Origin of the sequence: Streptomyces sp. NA04227 (genome assembly GCF_013364195.1) — a bacterium.
In the GTDB taxonomy this organism is placed as follows: Bacteria; Actinomycetota; Actinomycetes; order Streptomycetales; family Streptomycetaceae; genus Streptomyces.
Genome location: NZ_CP054918.1, coordinates 6,295,272 through 6,310,761, shown reverse-complemented (window position 1 = coordinate 6,310,761; position 15,490 = coordinate 6,295,272). Strand labels below are relative to the sequence as shown.

14 protein-coding genes and 1 riboswitch are annotated in these 15,490 nt (G+C 72.2%); of the genes, 6 read left to right on the top strand and 8 right to left on the bottom strand.

The features are described 5' to 3' along the window. Entirely contained in the window at window positions 1-1,038 is a 1,038-nt protein-coding gene (locus HUT18_RS26905; protein WP_176103115.1) for a DUF4190 domain-containing protein, read from the bottom strand. Between the two features lie 141 nt (window positions 1,039-1,179). Between HUT18_RS26905 and HUT18_RS26900 the strand changes: the two genes are divergently transcribed. Together HUT18_RS26900 and HUT18_RS26895 are read left to right on the top strand one after the other, a co-directional pair. Further along, complete coding sequence (locus HUT18_RS26900) at window positions 1,180-2,211, top strand: adenosine deaminase (RefSeq protein WP_254878827.1); 1,032 nt, start codon at window positions 1,180-1,182, stop codon at window positions 2,209-2,211. A 25-nt stretch (window positions 2,212-2,236) separates the two neighbouring features. Then, entirely contained in the window at window positions 2,237-2,932 is a 696-nt protein-coding gene (locus tag HUT18_RS26895) for a glycerophosphodiester phosphodiesterase (protein WP_176103113.1), read from the top strand. Window positions 2,933-3,105: 173 nt separating this feature from the next. Here the strand turns inward: HUT18_RS26895 and HUT18_RS26890 are convergent, their stop codons facing one another. Continuing rightward, window positions 3,106-4,560 carry a gamma-aminobutyraldehyde dehydrogenase gene (locus HUT18_RS26890; protein WP_176103112.1) on the bottom strand — a complete coding sequence of 485 codons (1,455 nt, stop codon included), beginning with the start codon at window positions 4,558-4,560 and terminating at the stop codon, window positions 3,106-3,108. A gap of 665 nt (window positions 4,561-5,225) precedes the next feature. Here HUT18_RS26890 and HUT18_RS26885 point away from each other — a divergent pair. The 4 genes from HUT18_RS26885 to HUT18_RS26870 all read left to right on the top strand — a co-directional run bounded on the left by HUT18_RS26885 (window position 5,226) and on the right by HUT18_RS26870 (window position 8,952). Continuing rightward, a complete protein-coding gene (locus HUT18_RS26885; protein WP_176103111.1) occupies window positions 5,226-5,960 on the top strand; it encodes an ABC transporter ATP-binding protein in 735 nt (244 codons plus the stop codon). Beyond that, window positions 5,942-7,099 carry a hypothetical protein gene (locus tag HUT18_RS26880; RefSeq protein ID WP_176103110.1) on the top strand — a complete coding sequence of 386 codons (1,158 nt, stop codon included), beginning with the start codon at window positions 5,942-5,944 and terminating at the stop codon, window positions 7,097-7,099. The genes HUT18_RS26885 and HUT18_RS26880 overlap by 19 nt, the downstream gene beginning before the upstream one ends. 257 nt (window positions 7,100-7,356) lie before the next feature. After that, on the top strand, window positions 7,357-7,776 hold the full coding sequence (locus HUT18_RS26875; protein WP_176103109.1) for a VOC family protein: 420 nt from the start codon (window positions 7,357-7,359) through the stop codon (window positions 7,774-7,776). Window positions 7,777-7,812: 36 nt separating this feature from the next. Beyond that, window positions 7,813-8,952, top strand: coding sequence for an LOG family protein (locus HUT18_RS26870; RefSeq protein WP_254878826.1), 1,140 nt, complete (start codon window positions 7,813-7,815; stop codon window positions 8,950-8,952). 67 nt (window positions 8,953-9,019) lie between these two features. On the opposite strand, the gene HUT18_RS26865 is transcribed toward HUT18_RS26870, so the two are convergent. From HUT18_RS26865 to HUT18_RS26840, 6 genes are all read right to left on the bottom strand, one after another. Beyond that, a complete protein-coding gene (locus tag HUT18_RS26865) occupies window positions 9,020-9,814 on the bottom strand; it encodes a maleylpyruvate isomerase family mycothiol-dependent enzyme (RefSeq protein ID WP_176103108.1) in 795 nt (264 codons plus the stop codon). Between the two features lie 9 nt (window positions 9,815-9,823). Next, window positions 9,824-10,864 carry an ABC transporter ATP-binding protein gene (locus HUT18_RS26860; RefSeq protein ID WP_176103107.1) on the bottom strand — a complete coding sequence of 347 codons (1,041 nt, stop codon included), beginning with the start codon at window positions 10,862-10,864 and terminating at the stop codon, window positions 9,824-9,826. 2 nt (window positions 10,865-10,866) lie between these two features. Then, a complete protein-coding gene (locus HUT18_RS26855; protein WP_254878825.1) occupies window positions 10,867-12,576 on the bottom strand; it encodes an iron ABC transporter permease in 1,710 nt (569 codons plus the stop codon). Continuing rightward, the gene (locus HUT18_RS26850) at window positions 12,573-13,664 is read right to left on the bottom strand and encodes a thiamine ABC transporter substrate binding subunit (RefSeq protein WP_254878824.1); all 1,092 of its coding nucleotides are present in this window, start codon (window positions 13,662-13,664) and stop codon (window positions 12,573-12,575) included. The genes HUT18_RS26855 and HUT18_RS26850 overlap by 4 nt, the downstream gene beginning before the upstream one ends. 78 nt (window positions 13,665-13,742) lie before the next feature. Continuing rightward, window positions 13,743-13,870, bottom strand: a riboswitch (TPP riboswitch). A gap of 71 nt (window positions 13,871-13,941) precedes the next feature. Beyond that, window positions 13,942-15,048, bottom strand: a complete 1,107-nt coding sequence (gene rlmN / locus HUT18_RS26845; protein ID WP_176103105.1) for a 23S rRNA (adenine(2503)-C(2))-methyltransferase RlmN — start codon at window positions 15,046-15,048, stop codon at window positions 13,942-13,944. 100 nt (window positions 15,049-15,148) lie between these two features. Continuing rightward, the gene (locus HUT18_RS26840; RefSeq protein ID WP_176103104.1) at window positions 15,149-15,370 is read right to left on the bottom strand and encodes a cold-shock protein; all 222 of its coding nucleotides are present in this window, start codon (window positions 15,368-15,370) and stop codon (window positions 15,149-15,151) included. Between the last annotated feature and the right edge of the window lie 120 nt (window positions 15,371-15,490).

Here is a 15,490-nt window from a genome sequence, read left to right as displayed (position 1 = left end):
TCAGACCAGACTCCCCGACGAAATCAGCAGAATCAGGAAGATGAGCGCCAGTGAGGCGCCGACGCTTCCGCAGATGATTCCGGCGAGCGCGTGACCGCCGTTGGTGGCCTCTCCCCTGCGTACCTTGCCGCGCTGCACGACACCGAAGACGACGGCACAGATGCCGAGCAGGATCGACACCGGCCACAGGCAGAAGCCGAGGACCGAGAGCAGCCCGGTGACCAGGGAGGCGGTGCCCATGCCGTCGCTCGGCGGGGCGGGCAGCGGTCCGTGCCAGTGGTACGGGCTCGGCGGGTAGGGCGTGGCGTAGGCCCCGTAGGGAACCTGACCGGGACCGTACGGAACCTGACCCGGACCGGCGGCGGGGTAGCCGTATCCCGCCGGTGCCCCGGGGAACGGTCCACCGAGCGGGGGTGCCGCAGGACCGGGGCCGCCCGGCGCGATCGGCGGCTGCGCAGCAGCGTGCCCGGAGGTCACGGGGGCGAACTGTCCGGAGCCGTAGCCGCCCGTGGACGGGTACGCGGGCGCCGCCCAGCCGGAGTTGCCGGAGGTGCCGGGACCGGTGTGCGTGCCGTGCGCGAGGTGCGCGGCCGGGACGGCGTGCGTGCCGGAGGCGGGCGCCCCGGACTGCTGTCCCGGCGGTGGTGTGTGTCCGGTGGAGCCGGGCGAGCCGCTGCCCGAGTGCCCGGGCAACTGTCCCCCGCCCGAAAGGAGTTGACCGTCGATGGGCAGGGCGGTCAAGGTCGGCTGGCTGTGCACACTCGTGTCGTCCGGCGGGTCCGCCGACCGCGCATCGTCGCCACCGCCCACGGAGTCCGTCAACGGGCCGCCCCCGACCGGGTCCTCGGGTTCCGCGACGGCCCCGGCGCCGGGTATCGCGTCGGTGGGAATGCCGGGCTCGGTGTACCCGGCTCCGTAGCCGGGTGGCGGGGCGTCCTGTGGCTCGGCCGCAGGTACGGGTGCGGGTGCGGAGGTGTCGAGGTATTCCGGTCCCTCGGCGGAGCCGCGCATGCCCGGCTGCTGCGGATCCACGGCCATCGGCCGCTCCCTTCAACGGTGCGTGTTCGTCATGTTACGGGGCGCCTCTGCCGCCCCACGCACCGCCGTACGATGGTGCCCGTACCACCGATCAGCCGATCACCCGCGCCCCGAGGGCGCCCGCATCGCGGAGGACCTGCCTTGACCGATCTGCACGCCTTCATCGCCGGACTGCCAAAGGCAGAACTGCACGTGCACCACGTGGGCTCGGCATCGCCGCGGATCGTCTCCGCGCTCGCCGCCCGCCACCCGGACTCCAAGGTGCCCACGGACCCCGAGGCGCTCGTCGACTACTTCACGTTCACCGACTTCGGCCACTTCATCGAGGTGTACCTGTCGGTGGTGGACCTGGTGCGCACCCCCGACGACGTGCGGCTGCTGACCTTCGAGATCGCGCGGGACATGGCACGTCAGAACATCCGGTACGCGGAGCTGACCATCACGCCCTGGTCCTCGACGCGGCGCGGCATCGACGAGCGCGCCTTCATGGACGCCATCGAGGACGCGCGCAAGGCGGCCGAGTCGGAACTCGGGGTGGTCCTGCGCTGGTGTTTCGACATCCCGGGCGAGGCGGGTCTGGAATCGGCCAGGGAGACGGTGCGGCTCGCGGTGACGGAGAGTCTGCGCCCGGAGGGTCTGGTCTCCTTCGGTCTCGGCGGGCCCGAAGTGGGCGTGCCCCGGCCGCAGTTCAAGCCGTACTTCGACCAGGCGATCGCGGCGGGCCTGCGCTCGGTGCCGCACGCCGGCGAGACCACCGGGCCGCAGACGGTCTGGGACGCGTTGAACGACCTCGGCGCCGAGCGGATCGGGCACGGCACCAGCAGTGTCCGGGACCCGAAGCTGCTCGCCCACCTCGCCGAGCACCGCATCCCGCTGGAGGTGTGCCCGACGTCGAACGTGGCGACGCGGGCGGTGCCGAGCCTGGAGGAACACCCGCTGGCGCGGATGGTGGAGGCGGGCGTCCCGGTGACGATCAACTCCGACGATCCGCCGATGTTCGGCACCGACCTGAACACCGAGTACGCGGTGGCGGCCCGGCTGCTCGGCCTCGACGAGCGCGGGCTCGCCGAACTGGCCAAGAACGCCGTGGAGTTCTCCTTCCTGGACACGGCGGGCAAGAACCGCCTGGTCACCGAGATCGACACCTACACGGCGGGCTGGCTCACGCCCTGAGCCGCGCGGCGGGCACAATGCGCTCATGCCGACCGTGACTGCCGTGGCCCACCGCGGTGTGCCCTACCTTGCCCGTGAGAACACCCTCGACTCGCTGCGTCTGGCGCTCGACATGGGTGCCGACGCGGTGGAGTTCGACGTACGTCTGACCCGCGACCGGCTCCCGGTGGTGCTCCACGACGAGACGCTGGAACGGCTGTGGGGGCACAAGCGTGCGCTGCGGTCGCTGACGGCCAAGGAGGTCGCGGAACTGACCGGCGGCCGGGTGCCGACGCTCGCCGAGGCGCTGGAGGCGACCGGGAGGTCGCGGGTGATGCTCGACGTGCCGGGCGCCACGGCGGTGGACGTACGCCACATCGTGTCCGTGGTGCACGAGTGCGGGGCGGCAGAGCGCTCCTACTACACGGCGGCGGCGCAGCAGATGCTCCATGTCCGCGCGGCCGACCCTCAGGCCGAGATCGCGCTGACCTGGACGACGCTGGCCCCGCCGCGCCCCGCCGTGCTGGACGCCATCGCCCCGCGCTGGCTCAACTACCGCTTCGGCCTTGTCGACCGGGACCTCGCCAAGCGGGTCCACGACGGCGGCCATCTGCTGTCGGTGTGGACCCCGGACATGCGCCGTACGATGCGCCGTCTGCTCGCCCTCGGCGTCGACTCGATCACCACGAACCGGCTCGACACACTCCTGTCGCTGCGCGCGGGGGCGGTTGCCGGTCGGTGAGTCGCGGGGCGCCCGAACTCCGGGCGCCCCGGCGCGCGTTGGGACCGACCGGACACGCCGAGGGCCCCGGTGCGGCTGCGCGTACGAGACGTGCGTACGCGAAACCGTCCGGGGCCCTCGGCCTGCGTCTCGGCAGGCTGTGACCTGCGTGTCCGCGGGCTGTGCGCCGTGGGTCAGTCCAGGGACGTCATGACGTGCTTGACGCGGGTGTAGTCCTCGAAGCCGTAGCCGGAGAGGTCCTTGCCGTAGCCGGACTTCTTGAAGCCGCCGTGCGGCATCTCGGCGACCAGCGGGATATGGGTGTTGATCCACACACAGCCGAAGTCGAGCGCCTTGGACAGCCGCATCGCGCGGGCGTGGTCGCGGGTCCAGACCGAGGAGGCCAGGGCGTACTCGACACCGTTGGCGAAGGCGATGGCCTCGGCCTCGTCGCGGAAGGACTGGACGGTGATGACCGGTCCGAAGACTTCCTTCTGGATGATCTCGTCGTCCTGCTTGAGGCCGGAGACGACGGTCGGGGCGTAGAAGTAGCCCTTGTCGCCGACGCGTTCACCACCGGTCTCGACCCGGGCGTGCGCGGGCAGCCGGTCGATGAAGCCGGAGACCTGGGCGAGCTGGTTGGCGTTGTTCAGCGGGCCGAACAGCACGTCCTCGTCGTCGGGCAGGCCGGTCCTGGTCTCGGCGGCGGCCTTGGTGAGGGCCTGGACGAACTCGTCGTGCAGCGACTCGTGGACCAGCACGCGGGTGGCGGCGGTGCAGTCCTGACCGGCGTTGAAGAACCCGGCGACGCTGATGTCCTCGACGGCCTTGGCGAGGTGCTCGCCGCGTACGTCGTCGAAGACCACGACCGGGGCCTTGCCGCCGAGTTCGAGGTGGACGCGCTTGAGGTCCTTGGAGGCCGACTCGGCGACCTGGGAACCGGCGCGCACCGAACCGGTGATGGCGGCCATCGCGGGCACCGGGTGCTCGACCATGGCGCGGCCGGTGTCGCGGTCGCCGCAGACGACGTTGAAGACGCCCTTGGGTACGACCGAGCCGATGATGTCCGCCATCAGCACGGTCGAAGCCGGGGTGGTGTCGGAGGGCTTGAGGACGACCGTGTTGCCCGCCGCGAGCGCGGGGGCGAACTTCCAGACCGCCATCATCATCGGGTAGTTCCAGGGGGTGACCTGGGCGACGACGCCGAGCGGCTCGCGGCGCACGATCGAGGTCAGGCCGTCCATGTACTCACCGGCCGAGCGCCCTTCGAGCATCCGCGCCGCGCCCGCGAAGAAGCGGATCTGGTCGATCATCGGCGGGATCTCTTCGGTGCGGGTCAGACCGGTGGGCTTACCGGTGTTCTCTACCTCGGCGGCGATGAGCTCCTCGGCGCGCTCCTCGAAGGCGTCCGCGATCTTCAGCAGGTACTTCTGGCGCTCGGCCGGGATCAGGTCCCGCCACGCCGGGAACGCCTCGGCGGCGGCCTTCATGGCGGCGTCGACGTCCGACGGCCCGGACAGCGGCGCGGTCGCGTACGCCTCGCCCGTGACGGGGTTGACGACCTCCAAGGTCCGTCCGTCGGCGGCGTCGCGGAACTCGCCGCCGATGTAATTGCGAAGCTTGCGCAGCCGACCGGTCTCGGTGGTCACTCCGGCCCCTCCTGACGGTGTCCAGTGAATGAGATCTCCACCCTAGCCCGCAGCGGCCATCGGCGACATAGGCAGCGGTGGCCCGATGGCGATTTCGGCGAAGAATTTCCCGTACGAGCTCGGTTTCGGCGCACAAACCATTTCCAGGTACGGGTTCGGGAGCAAGGTTGGCGCGGGGGCGGGGTGGCACGGGCGACACGTGCGGTGACGGGGGTGGTACGGGGCGTGGACAACCTTCCCCCGCCCGGCGCGCACCACACCCGCGCGAGGGCGTGGGCGCCCGCGAGTGCACGGGCGCCCGCGCTCTGTGCGCGCCGGGCTCGGGCGCGGGCGTGCAGCGCGCACTGACGGCGGACCGAGGCGCGCGCCCGCGCTGCGCTCTTGTCCGCCCGTCGACAGGTCGGGCGAACGCGACGGGCGGACAAGAGCTGGCGAGAAGTAGCCGGATCCGGTCCGGCGGGCCGCGGTGCGCCGCTCCCCCACGTACGGCAATGAGCCGCCCGCCACGCCGAAGCAGCCCACACCTTCGAGTGATGGCGGCCGGGGCCGCCGCGTGCTGCGTGGCCGCTCGGCGGCGAATACCTACGGTGCCCAGTGACCGATCGCCCGCGTCTTCGTTCCCCCGGACGGGGGTAGGAATCCGACCAGAACCGAGGTGTTCGCTCATGGTGGCCCCGCCGGACAACGACGTGCTGTGGGCTCGTGCCCTGCACGTGGACCTCAATGGCACTCCGGCACTCGCCGGGGTCTCGCTCGGTGTCCGCGAGGCGGAGATCCTCGCGGTCACCGGCCCCCGCGGCTGCGGCAAGACGACCCTGCTGCGGTGTCTGTCCGGCCAGTTGGTGCCGCAGGAGGGCGAGGTCTGGTTCAACAGCTCCCCCGTGCACACCATGGGGCCGCTCCTGCGCGAGCGGCTGCGGCGCGACCGGTTCGGCTGGATCGGACCGCAGCCGCGCCTCGTACCGGAACTGCGGGCCTGGGAGAACACCGCGCTGCCACTACTGCTGCGCGGCACCTCGCACCGGGCGGCGCGGGCGGCGGCGCACGAGTGGCTGGAGCGGCTCGACGCCGGTGACGTGGCACGCAAGCGGCCGCACGCGCTGACCCGCGCGCAGCGGCAGCGGGTGGCGATCGCCCGCGCGCTGACCGGCCAGCCCGCGGTCCTCTTCGCGGACGAGCCGACGGCGCCGCTGCACCGCGCGGACGGGGCTCACGCGCTGCGCACCCTGACGACGGCGGCCCGCTCGCACGGCATCACCGTCGTGCTCGCCACCCACGAGGCGGTCACCGCCGAGTTCGCCGACCGGCACATCGCCCTGGTGGACGGGCAGCGGGTGGCCGCCGTGGAGGCCACCGGCAGCGAGTCGGAAGGCCGGGCCGAGTGCTCGCTCTCCGTCTAGCCCGAGGCGCCCGCCCGCTCGTGCAGTTGCGCCGCGCACTGCTCGCGACGGCCTCGGCGGGTACCGGCTTCCTGCTCCTGTGCGCGCTCGGCTGGGCGATGGGCCACCCCGCCTCGGCGACCGAAGCGGCGCTCCGTCTCGCCTGGTGCGCGGTGCCGCTCGCGGCGACGGTCCACTACGCGCTGGCCGTGGCCCGTACCGATCCCGGGGTACGGCCCCGCTCCGCGCTGAGCGCCGCCGGGCTCGGCCCGAGCGGCCTTGCCCTGCTGGCCGCCGTGTCGGCGGGCGTCGCCTGCGCGCTCGGCTCGGCGCTCGCCCTGTTCCTGTTCCTGCTGCTGCGCGGCGATCTCCCCTCGCTCCCCTACAGCGGCGCCGCCTCCGGCCTGCTCGCGCACGACCGCCCGCTCCCGCTGGCCGCCATCGGAACCCTGTTGCTGGTCACGCCGGTCGCGGTCGGCGCCGCCTGCCGACTCGCGCTGCGGGCCCGGTCCCGTGGCGCGGAGGCGGCCGCGGACGACGACGAGGCGCCCGCCCCCGACTCCGCGCCCGCCGGGCTGCCCTGGGGTGTCGCCCTGCTCGCCGCCGGTCTCGCGGTGGAGGCCTACACGCACGGTTCGCCGGACACCTCGGCCCTGGTGCCGGGCGCGCTCGCGGACAGCCCGGCCGGGGTCGTCGGCGGCTGGGCGCTGACCACGGTGGGTCTGGTGCTCGCCGGGCCGGGGCTCGCGTACCAGTGCGGGCGGGCCCTGCAGGCGGTGCGGCCCGGCGCGATGCGGCTGCTGGCCGGGCGGGTGCTGCAACAGGAGGCCGCGCGGGTGGGCAGGCCGCTGGGTGTGCTGTGCGCGGTGGCCTCGGCGGGCTTCGCCGCCGCCACGCTGTACACCGACCGGGGCCCCGGGCCCGGCCCGCTCGGCGCTCTCGGCGCACTGCTCGTCGCGGTGTGCGCGCTCGCGGCCCTGCTCACCGCGGTCGCCGAGGCCCGCCAGGAGCGCGAGCCGTTCCGGGCGGCGCTGCTCGACCTGGGCGCCGCGCCGACCCTGCTGCGGGGCGCCGTACTGCTGCGGGCGGGCACGCTGCTGGCCGTCTTCGGCCCGGTGACGTGGCTGGTCGCGGTGCTGGCCGCGCTGCCGCTGACGTGAGCGGCCGGGCCGCCGGAGCATGAGCGGACCGGCCGCCCGGCCCGTCCCGACGGGCCTCGGATCCGGTCCGACCGCCGCCCCAACGCGGCGCTCGGGGAGCCCGGTTCGCACATCGTCGAAAATTTTTTCCCCGGCAGCGATGAGTTCTTTCGGGTCCCACGGTCTGAGGTGTGTAAAGCAAGCGAGGATGACGCGAAGGGCTCGCAACGACAGCGGCCCACGACGCATCCGGAACCGGCCCCGCAAGGAGACACCCCATGTACGAGTACCGGCAGATGATCTTCGTGAACCTTCCCGTCAAGGACGTGGAGCGCTCGAAGAAGTTCTTCACCGCCCTCGGCTACGAGCTCAACCCGCAGTTCACCACCGACGACTGCGCCTACGTGATCGTCAGCGACACGATCGGCGCGATGATGCTCAGCCACGAGCGCTACGCCGACTTCACCAAGAAGGAGATCGTCGACGCCACGAAGAGCAGCCAGGTGCTGCTGTGTCTGAGCGCCGAGAGCCGCGAGAAGGTCGACGAGCTGGTGGACGCGGCGATCGCCGCGGGCGGCAAGGACAACGACCGGGCCCAGGACCACGGCTTCATGTACGGGCGTTCCTTCGACGACCTGGACGGCCACACCTGGGAGGTCATGTGGATGGACACCTCCGCCGTGGAGGAGCAGGGCTGAGCTCGACCCGGGGCCGGGCACGCCTAGCATGGGCGGGTGCACATACCTCAACCCGCCCATGCTGGGCCCGACTTGGACGGCGGCGAGGACCGTGAGGTCGAGTCGCTCGTGGAGTTCGACAGCAGGCTCGCCGCGTTCGGTTCGCTGGCGGGCCTCCGGGTCCAGGCCGTCGATCTGACCGCACGGACCGAGGCGTTGCTGAGCGTCCCGGTCGACGGCGCCGTCTTCCTCGGCTGCGCGATGGACCCCGAGGCGGTGGCGCGGGTGTGTGCCGCGGGCGCTCTGGTCTTCCCGCCCGTGCCGGGGCTGCCCTTCGATCCGTACCGCGGATTCCTTTACACGCCAGGGGAGTTGTTCGCCGGGCTCGACGAGGGCTACGAGCGAACGCCCGACGCGCGCTGCTACGACTGGTTCCGCCGGACCGGGTCCGACGGCGACATCTTCTCGTCGATGCTGCGCGCCGCGCACGACGACGCCATCTCCGACGCCCTCGACGAACTCCTCGTCGGCGCAGGGGTGGTGGGCGTGATGGGCGGTCACGCGATGCGGCGCGGCACGGACGCCTACGCGGGCGCCGCACGGCTCGGCCGCTCGCTGGCGCGGGCCTCTCTCACCGTGGCCACGGGTGGCGGTCCGGGTGCGATGGAGGCGGCGAATCTGGGCGCCTACGCGGCCCCGTTCGCCGACGAGATGCTGGAGGAGTCCCTCGAACTCCTCGGCAAGGCACCGTCGTTCACGCCTTCGGTGACCGACTGGGCCGCGGCCGCCTTCGAGGTGCGTGCGCGCTGGCCGCGCGGCGGCGTCTCGGTGGGTATTCCGACCTGGTTCTACGGGCACGAGCCGCCGAACGCGTTCGCCTCGCACCTGGCGAAGTACTTCTCCAACGCCACCCGCGAGGACGGGCTGCTCGCCCGCTCCACCGCGGGTGTGGTGTTCCTGCCGGGCGCCGCGGGCACGGTGCAGGAGATCTTCGACAACGCGACGCCGAACTACTACGAGTCCCGGGGCGAGCCGACCCCGATGGTCCTGGTCGACCGGGCCCACTGGACGGAGCGGCTGCCGGCCTGGCCGTTGCTGTGCTCGCTGGCGCGGGAGCGGTCGATGGACACCCGGATCGCCCTGGTCGACTCGGTGGACGAGGTGCCCGCGGCGCTGGCCCGCCTGGCCGAAAGCTGAGGCCCCGGCCAGGCGGGGCCTGCGTGCCGCGCCCGCCCAACTCGCCGGCGAACTCGGCGCGTTGGTGTCAGGCGAATGAGGCGCGTTCGAGCCAGAAGTCCAACAGCGCGCGGTCGCCGAGGACTTCGAGGCCGCCGGAGGCGGGGGCCTGACGGCGGTAGAAGGCGAGCAGGACCTCGGTGAGCGGGCCGCGCAGTGCGACGGTGGCCTTGGCGTGGTCGCGGCGCCAGGTGAAGCCCTCTTCCTCGAAGTCGATGAGCCACTCGGCGTCGAGTCCCTCGGGGGCATCGGTGGCGTGCAGGTGGATGCTGCGTCCCGCGCCGCGCAGTTCGGCGGCGCTGTCCTTGGCGTCGATCTCCTGTACGTACTCGACGATCCGGAGCCATTCGTCGATCGCGTCGGCGGCGATCTCGGGGGCGAGCCGGTAGTCGGCCTTCGCGGTGAGCGCGGCGTCGGCGCGGTGGACGACGAGTTCGTGGGTCATGCGGCGGGCCCAGAATCCGCTGTCGTGCTGCCAGGACCAGGTCCACACCTTGAGGTCGGGTCCGGCCTCGCGCAGGGTGCGTACGAGGGCGTCGCCGGTTTCGGCGAGCCACTGGTCGAGCGCCTCGGGGGTGTGTTCGGCGGGTCCGCCGAAGCCGGGGATCTCCTCGTCGGGGACGTTGTTCTCGGCCCGGGTACGGACGAGGTGTTCGACCCAGCGCAGCGCGCCGCCGGTGTGCCGTACGAGGTCTTCGAGGGTCCATTCGGGGCAGGTGGGCACCGTGGTGGTCAGGGGGGTGCCGGAGGTGACCACCGCCCTCAATTCCTCGGTCTGGGTGAGGATTTCGGCGCAGTAGCGTTCGTACGGGAGTGGCGTCATGGGCGCACCCTATGCGGCGGCCGACGGCGCGAGCACCACGATTTCTCCCAGGTCGGCGCCGTGGAAGACGGCCTTGGTGCGGGTGCCCGGTTCGGGTGCGCCGTGCAGGGGGCAGGCGGCTTCGAGGCGTGGGGCGCCCTCGGGCTGGAGGTGGACGGCGACATGGCTGCCGAGGAAGGTGCGGGCGGTGACGGTGCAGTCCAGGCCCTCGCCTGCGGGGTCGAGCCGGATCCCGGTGGGCCGTACGAGCACGGTGCAGGGGCCTTGTGCGGCGCCCTTGGGTACGGGCACCTCGCCCCAGGGGGTGTGGGCCCGCTCGCCGCGTACCGTCGCCTCGGTGAGGTTGTGGAAGCCGAGGAAGCGGGCGACGAAGGCGTCCGCGGGACGCTGCCAGACCTCGAGTGGCGTGCCCGACTGGGCGATACGGCCCTCGCGCATGACCACGACGCGGTCGGCGAGGGTGAAGGCCTCGCCCTGGTCGTGGGTGACGGCGAGCACGGTGGTGCCCAACTGGTGGAAGAGCTCCCTCAGTTCGACAGCCAGACGTTCGCGCAGGGAGCGGTCGAGCTGGCCGAGCGGCTCGTCGAGCATGAGCAGCCGGGGGCTCGGCGCCAGGGCACGGGCGAGGGCGACGCGCTGTTGTTCGCCGCCGGAGAGCTGTCCGACGGGGCGGCTCGCGGCGCCCGCGAGTCCGACCAGGTCGAGCAACTCCCGTACACGGGCGCGTTGTTGACCGCGCGGGGCGCCGTGCATGCGGGGTCCGAAGGCGATGTTGCCGCCGACGTCGCGCTGCGGGAAGAGCTGGTGGTCCTGGAACATCAGGCCGACGCCGCGCTTGTGGGCGGGTACGCCGCGCTGGTCGAGGCCGTCCAACAGGACGCGTCCGGCGGTCAGTTCCTGGAGTCCGGCGACGGCGCGCAGCAGGGTCGACTTGCCGCTGCCGCTGGGGCCGAGGACGCACACGGTCTCGTGGGCCGTGACGTCGAGGTCCACTCGGTCGAGGACGGGGCGGTCGCCGAACTGCACGGTGGCGCGGTCGAGTTGGAGCATGGTCACATCTCTCCGGTGGGGACGGCCGGACGGTCGGCGGCGTCGCGGCCGCGGGGCCGGACGCGTTCGAGCAGCAGCAGCGACAGCGCGCACACCAGCATGAGGAGGGTGGAAAGGGCCATCGCCTGCCCGTAGTTGGACTCTCCGGGCCGTCCGAGCAGTCGCGCCACGGCGACCGGCAGGGTCGGGTTGTCGGGGCGGGCGATGAACACGGTGGCGCCGAACTCGCCGAGGGAGACGGCGAAGGCGAAGCCCGCGGCGACGAGCAGGGCACGCGCCGCGAGCGGCAGGTCGATCTCCCGCCACACCCGGTGCGGGGCCGCGCCCAGGACCCGGGCGGCCTCGCGCAGCCGCGGGTCGATGGCGCGCAGTACGGGCAGCATGGTCCGCACCACGAAGGGCACCCCGACCAGGGCCTGGGCGAGCGGCACCAGGATCCAGGAGGCGCGCAGGTCCAGCGGGGGTTCGTCCAGGCTGATGAGGAAACCGAAGCCGACGGTGACGGCGGACACCCCGAGCGGCAGCATCAGCAGTGCGTCGAATCCGCGCAGCAGGCGTCCGGCGCCGCCGGGCCGGGTGAGCGCGGCGGCGGCGAGGCAGCCGATGACCAGGGCGATCGCGGTGGCGGCGAGCGCGTAGGTCAGGGAGTTGCCGATGGCTTCGACGGGCGGCACGAGGAAGACCTCGTCGTCGTTGCGGGTCAGGGCCCGGTAGTAGCCGAGACCGGGCCCGCCGCCGGTGTCGAAGGACCGCTGGACGAGCACCGCGAGCGGCAGCAGGAGCAGCACGAGCACGGTGAGCAGGACACCGGCGAGCAGCGTCCACTGCGCGGCGCCGCGCGGCCGGTGGGCGGTGGCCGCCGGCGGCACGAGGTGCAGGGCGGACTCCCGGCGGCGCACCGTCCACGCGTGCACGAGCAGGATCAGCGCGACGGCGGCGAACTGGATCAGACTGAGCACGGCGGCGGTGGGCAGGTCGAAGACGTCGGCGGTCTGCCGGTAGATCTCCACTTCGAGGGTGGCGTAGGTGGGTCCGCCGAGGATGGTGACGACGCCGAAGGAGGTGAACGTGAACAGGAAGACCATGAGCGCGGCGGCGGCCACCGCGGGTCCGAGCGCGGGCAGGGTGACGGTGCGCCAGGCGGTGAGGCGGGAGGCGCCGAGCATCCGCGCGGCTTCCTCCTGGCGTGGGTCGAGCTGCGCCCACAGGCCGCCGACGGTGCGTACGACGACGGCGTAGTTGAAGAAGACGTGCGCGAGGAGGATCGCCCACACGGTGGTGTCCAGGCGCAGGCCCCACAGGTCGTCGAGCAGGCCACCACGCCCGAGCAGCGCGAGGAAGGCGCTGCCCGCGACGACGGTGGGCAACACGAACGGCACGGTGACCAGGGCGCGCAGCAGCGCCTTGCCGGGGAAGTCGAGCCGGGCCAGGACATAGGCGCCGGGCAGCGCGACGAGCAGGGTGAGCGCGGTGGAGGCCAGCGCCTGCCAGGTGGTGAACCACAGGACGTGCCGGATCCCCGGATCGCCGAGCACCTCGCCGAGGCGCCCGAACTGCCAGTGGCCGCCCTCCCGCAGCCCGCGCAGGACGATGGCGGTCACGGGGTAGGCGAAGAACAGCGCGAAGAACGCGGCGGGCACGGCGGCCAGGCCGAGCCGCGCCGCGCTCCCCTTCGGCCACAGCCGCCGGGCAGCCTTGCGCGCGGCGGTCACTTCAGGACGAGCGTGTTCCACGACTTGACCCAGTCGTCCCGCTTGTCGGCGATCTTGTCGGGCGCCATGGTGTACGGCTCGCGCACGACGGTCCCGTACTTGGTGAACTCGGCGGGCACCTTGGCGTCGCCGCGCACCGGGCTGACGAACATGTTCAGCGGCACGTCCTCCTGGAACCGCTTGGAGGCGAGGAAGTCGATGAGGGCCTTGCCGCCCTCGGGGTTCTTCGCGTTGCTGAGCAGTCCGGCGAACTCGATCTGGCGGAAGCAGGTGCCGGTGGCCACGCCGGTCGGCGCGGTCTTGGGCGGGGTGTCGGCGTAGACGGCCTCGGCGACCGGCGAAGACGCGTACGAGACGACCAGCGGGCGCTCGCCACCGGCCTTGCGGCCGCCCGCGGAGCCGGAGAACTCCTGGTTGTAGGCCTGCTCCCAGCCGTCGACGACCTTGATCCCGTTGGCCTTGAGCTTCTTCCAGTACGTGGGCCAGCCCTCGTCGCCATAGGCGGCGGCCGTGCCGAGCAGGAAGCCGAGGCCGGGCGAGGAGCTGCCCGCGTTCTCGGTGACCAGGAGGTTCTTGTACTGGGGACGGGTCAGGTCCTCGAGGGTCTTCGGCGGCTTGATCCGGTGCTCGTCGAAGTACTTCTTGTCGTAGTTGACGCAGATGTCGCCGGTGTCGACCGGGGTGACCCGGTGCTCCTTGTCGAGCCGGGTCGCCGCGTCCAGCGAGGACAGCTCGGGCGTGCGGTAGGGCTGGAACAGGCCGCCGTCCAGGGCCCGCGACAAGAGGGTGTTGTCGACGCCGAAGAAGACGTCGCCCTGCGGGTTGTCCTTGGTGAGCAGGGCCTTGTTGACGGCACGTCCGGCGTCGCCGTCCTTGAGGCGGTGCACCTTGTAGCCGGTGCGGCGCTCGAACTCCTTCAGTACGTCCTTGGAGACGGCGAAGGAGTCGTGGGTGACGAGGGTGACGTCCTTGGACTTGCCGCCGGACGAGGAGTCCTCGGAGTCGCCGCAGGCGGTCAGCGTGGTGAGGCCCACGGCGGCGGCGAGGGCGACGCCCACGTATGTGGTGCGGCTGGTGACGGTGCTCAACTTCGATTCCTCCTGGGCGCTCCAGGAAGAGACGCGGCCCTGCCCCGCGGCCGGGGCTCGCGGGGCAGGGCGCAACAGCTCGAGTTACGTCCGAACTCCCTACCCGGAATGACCCGGGCGAGGTTCAGAGGGTCTGCGGCCGACGGCTGGGTGGGACGTGAGCCGTGCCGCACTCTCAGCGCTGTGGCGCTCCCCTGTCGGAAAGTGAAAGGCGGGTGTGCTTATGCGGTTGTACGCCGCCCAGGGTACCGGGCGGCCCCTGGTGGTCGGCGGGCGCTCAGCGTTCGGCGGCGGCGAGCTGTCCGCAGGCGCCGTCGATCTCCTGGCCGCGGGTGTCGCGGATGGTCACCGGCACACCGTGGGCCTCGATCGCGGCGACGAAGGCGCGCTCGTCCTCGGGGCGCGAGGCGGTCCACTTGGAGCCCGGGGTCGGGTTGAGCGGGATCAGGTTGACGTGCACGCGCTTGCCCTTGAGGAGCCGCCCGAGCAGGTCGCCGCGCCAGGCCTGGTCGTTGATGTCGCGGATGAGCGCGTACTCGATGGAGATCCGGCGTCCCGACTTCGCCGCGTACTCCCAGGCGGCGTCGAGGACTTCGCGGACCTTCCAGCGGGTGTTGACGGGGACGAGGGTGTCGCGCAGTTCGTCGTCGGGTGCGTGCAGCGAGACGGCGAGGCGGCACTTGAAGCCCTCGTCGGCGAAGCGGTGCATGGCGGGCACCAGGCCGACCGTGGAGACGGTGATGCCGCGCTGGGACAGGCCGAGCCCGTCCGGCTCGGGGTCGGTCAGGCGGCGAATCGCGCCGACGACCCGGTTGTAGTTGGCCAGCGGCTCGCCCATTCCCATGAACACGATGTTCGACAGCCGCGCCGGCCCACCGGGGATCTCGCCGTCGCGCAGGGCGCGCATACCGTCGACGATCTGGTGGACGATCTCCGCGGTGGACAGGTTCCGGTCCAGACCGGCCTGTCCGGTGGCGCAGAACGGGCAGTTCATGCCGCAGCCCGCCTGCGAGGAGATGCACATGGTGACGCGGTCCGGGTAGCGCATCAGCACCGACTCGACGAGCGTCCCGTCGAACAGCCGCCACAGCGTCTTGCGGGTGGTGTCCTCGTCACAGCTGATGTGCCGCACCACACTCATCAGCTCGGGCAGCAGCGCTTCCTTGAGCCGGTCGCGCGCCCCGGCGGGAATGTCCGTCCACTGCGCCGGGTCGTGCGCGTACCGCGCGAAGTAGTGCTGCGAAAGCTGCTTGGCACGGAACGGCTTCTCCCCGATCCCGGCCACCGCTTCCTTGCGCTCGGCGGGCGAGAGATCGGCGAGGTGCCGCGGCGGCTTCTTGGCTCCGCGGGGCGCGATGAAGGTGAGTTCTCCGGGTGCAGGCATAACTGCACCAGTGTCGCAGATCGTCGGGGGTGGGCCGTGCCGCCTGTGGACAAGGGTGCGCGGGCCGGGTGCAAAGCGGTGTGGGTGGCAGGTGGCGGGCTCAGGTCTGGAGCACTACGCGGATCGCCGCGTAGTCGTACCCGTCCTGCTTGAAGTCGAGGGCCTCCCACTCCAGACCGACGACCTGCCCCTTGGTGAGTGAGCGGAACCCCGACATCTCGATGTGGGAGAAGTGGGCGAAACAGCCCCCCGGAGTCTCGGGGCAGTCGAGGACGCCCCAGCCCTCTTCCTCGTACCAGTCGCGGACGGTCGCAGTGATCATGACGGCCAGCGTAGGGGCGCGGGAGGGGGCGGGGACAAGCGTTTTACGGTCGTACGCGCGGGCTCGTACGCGAGCGTGAGCGCGGGCGCACGAGCCTTGCTCCGCTCACACGGACGCCGG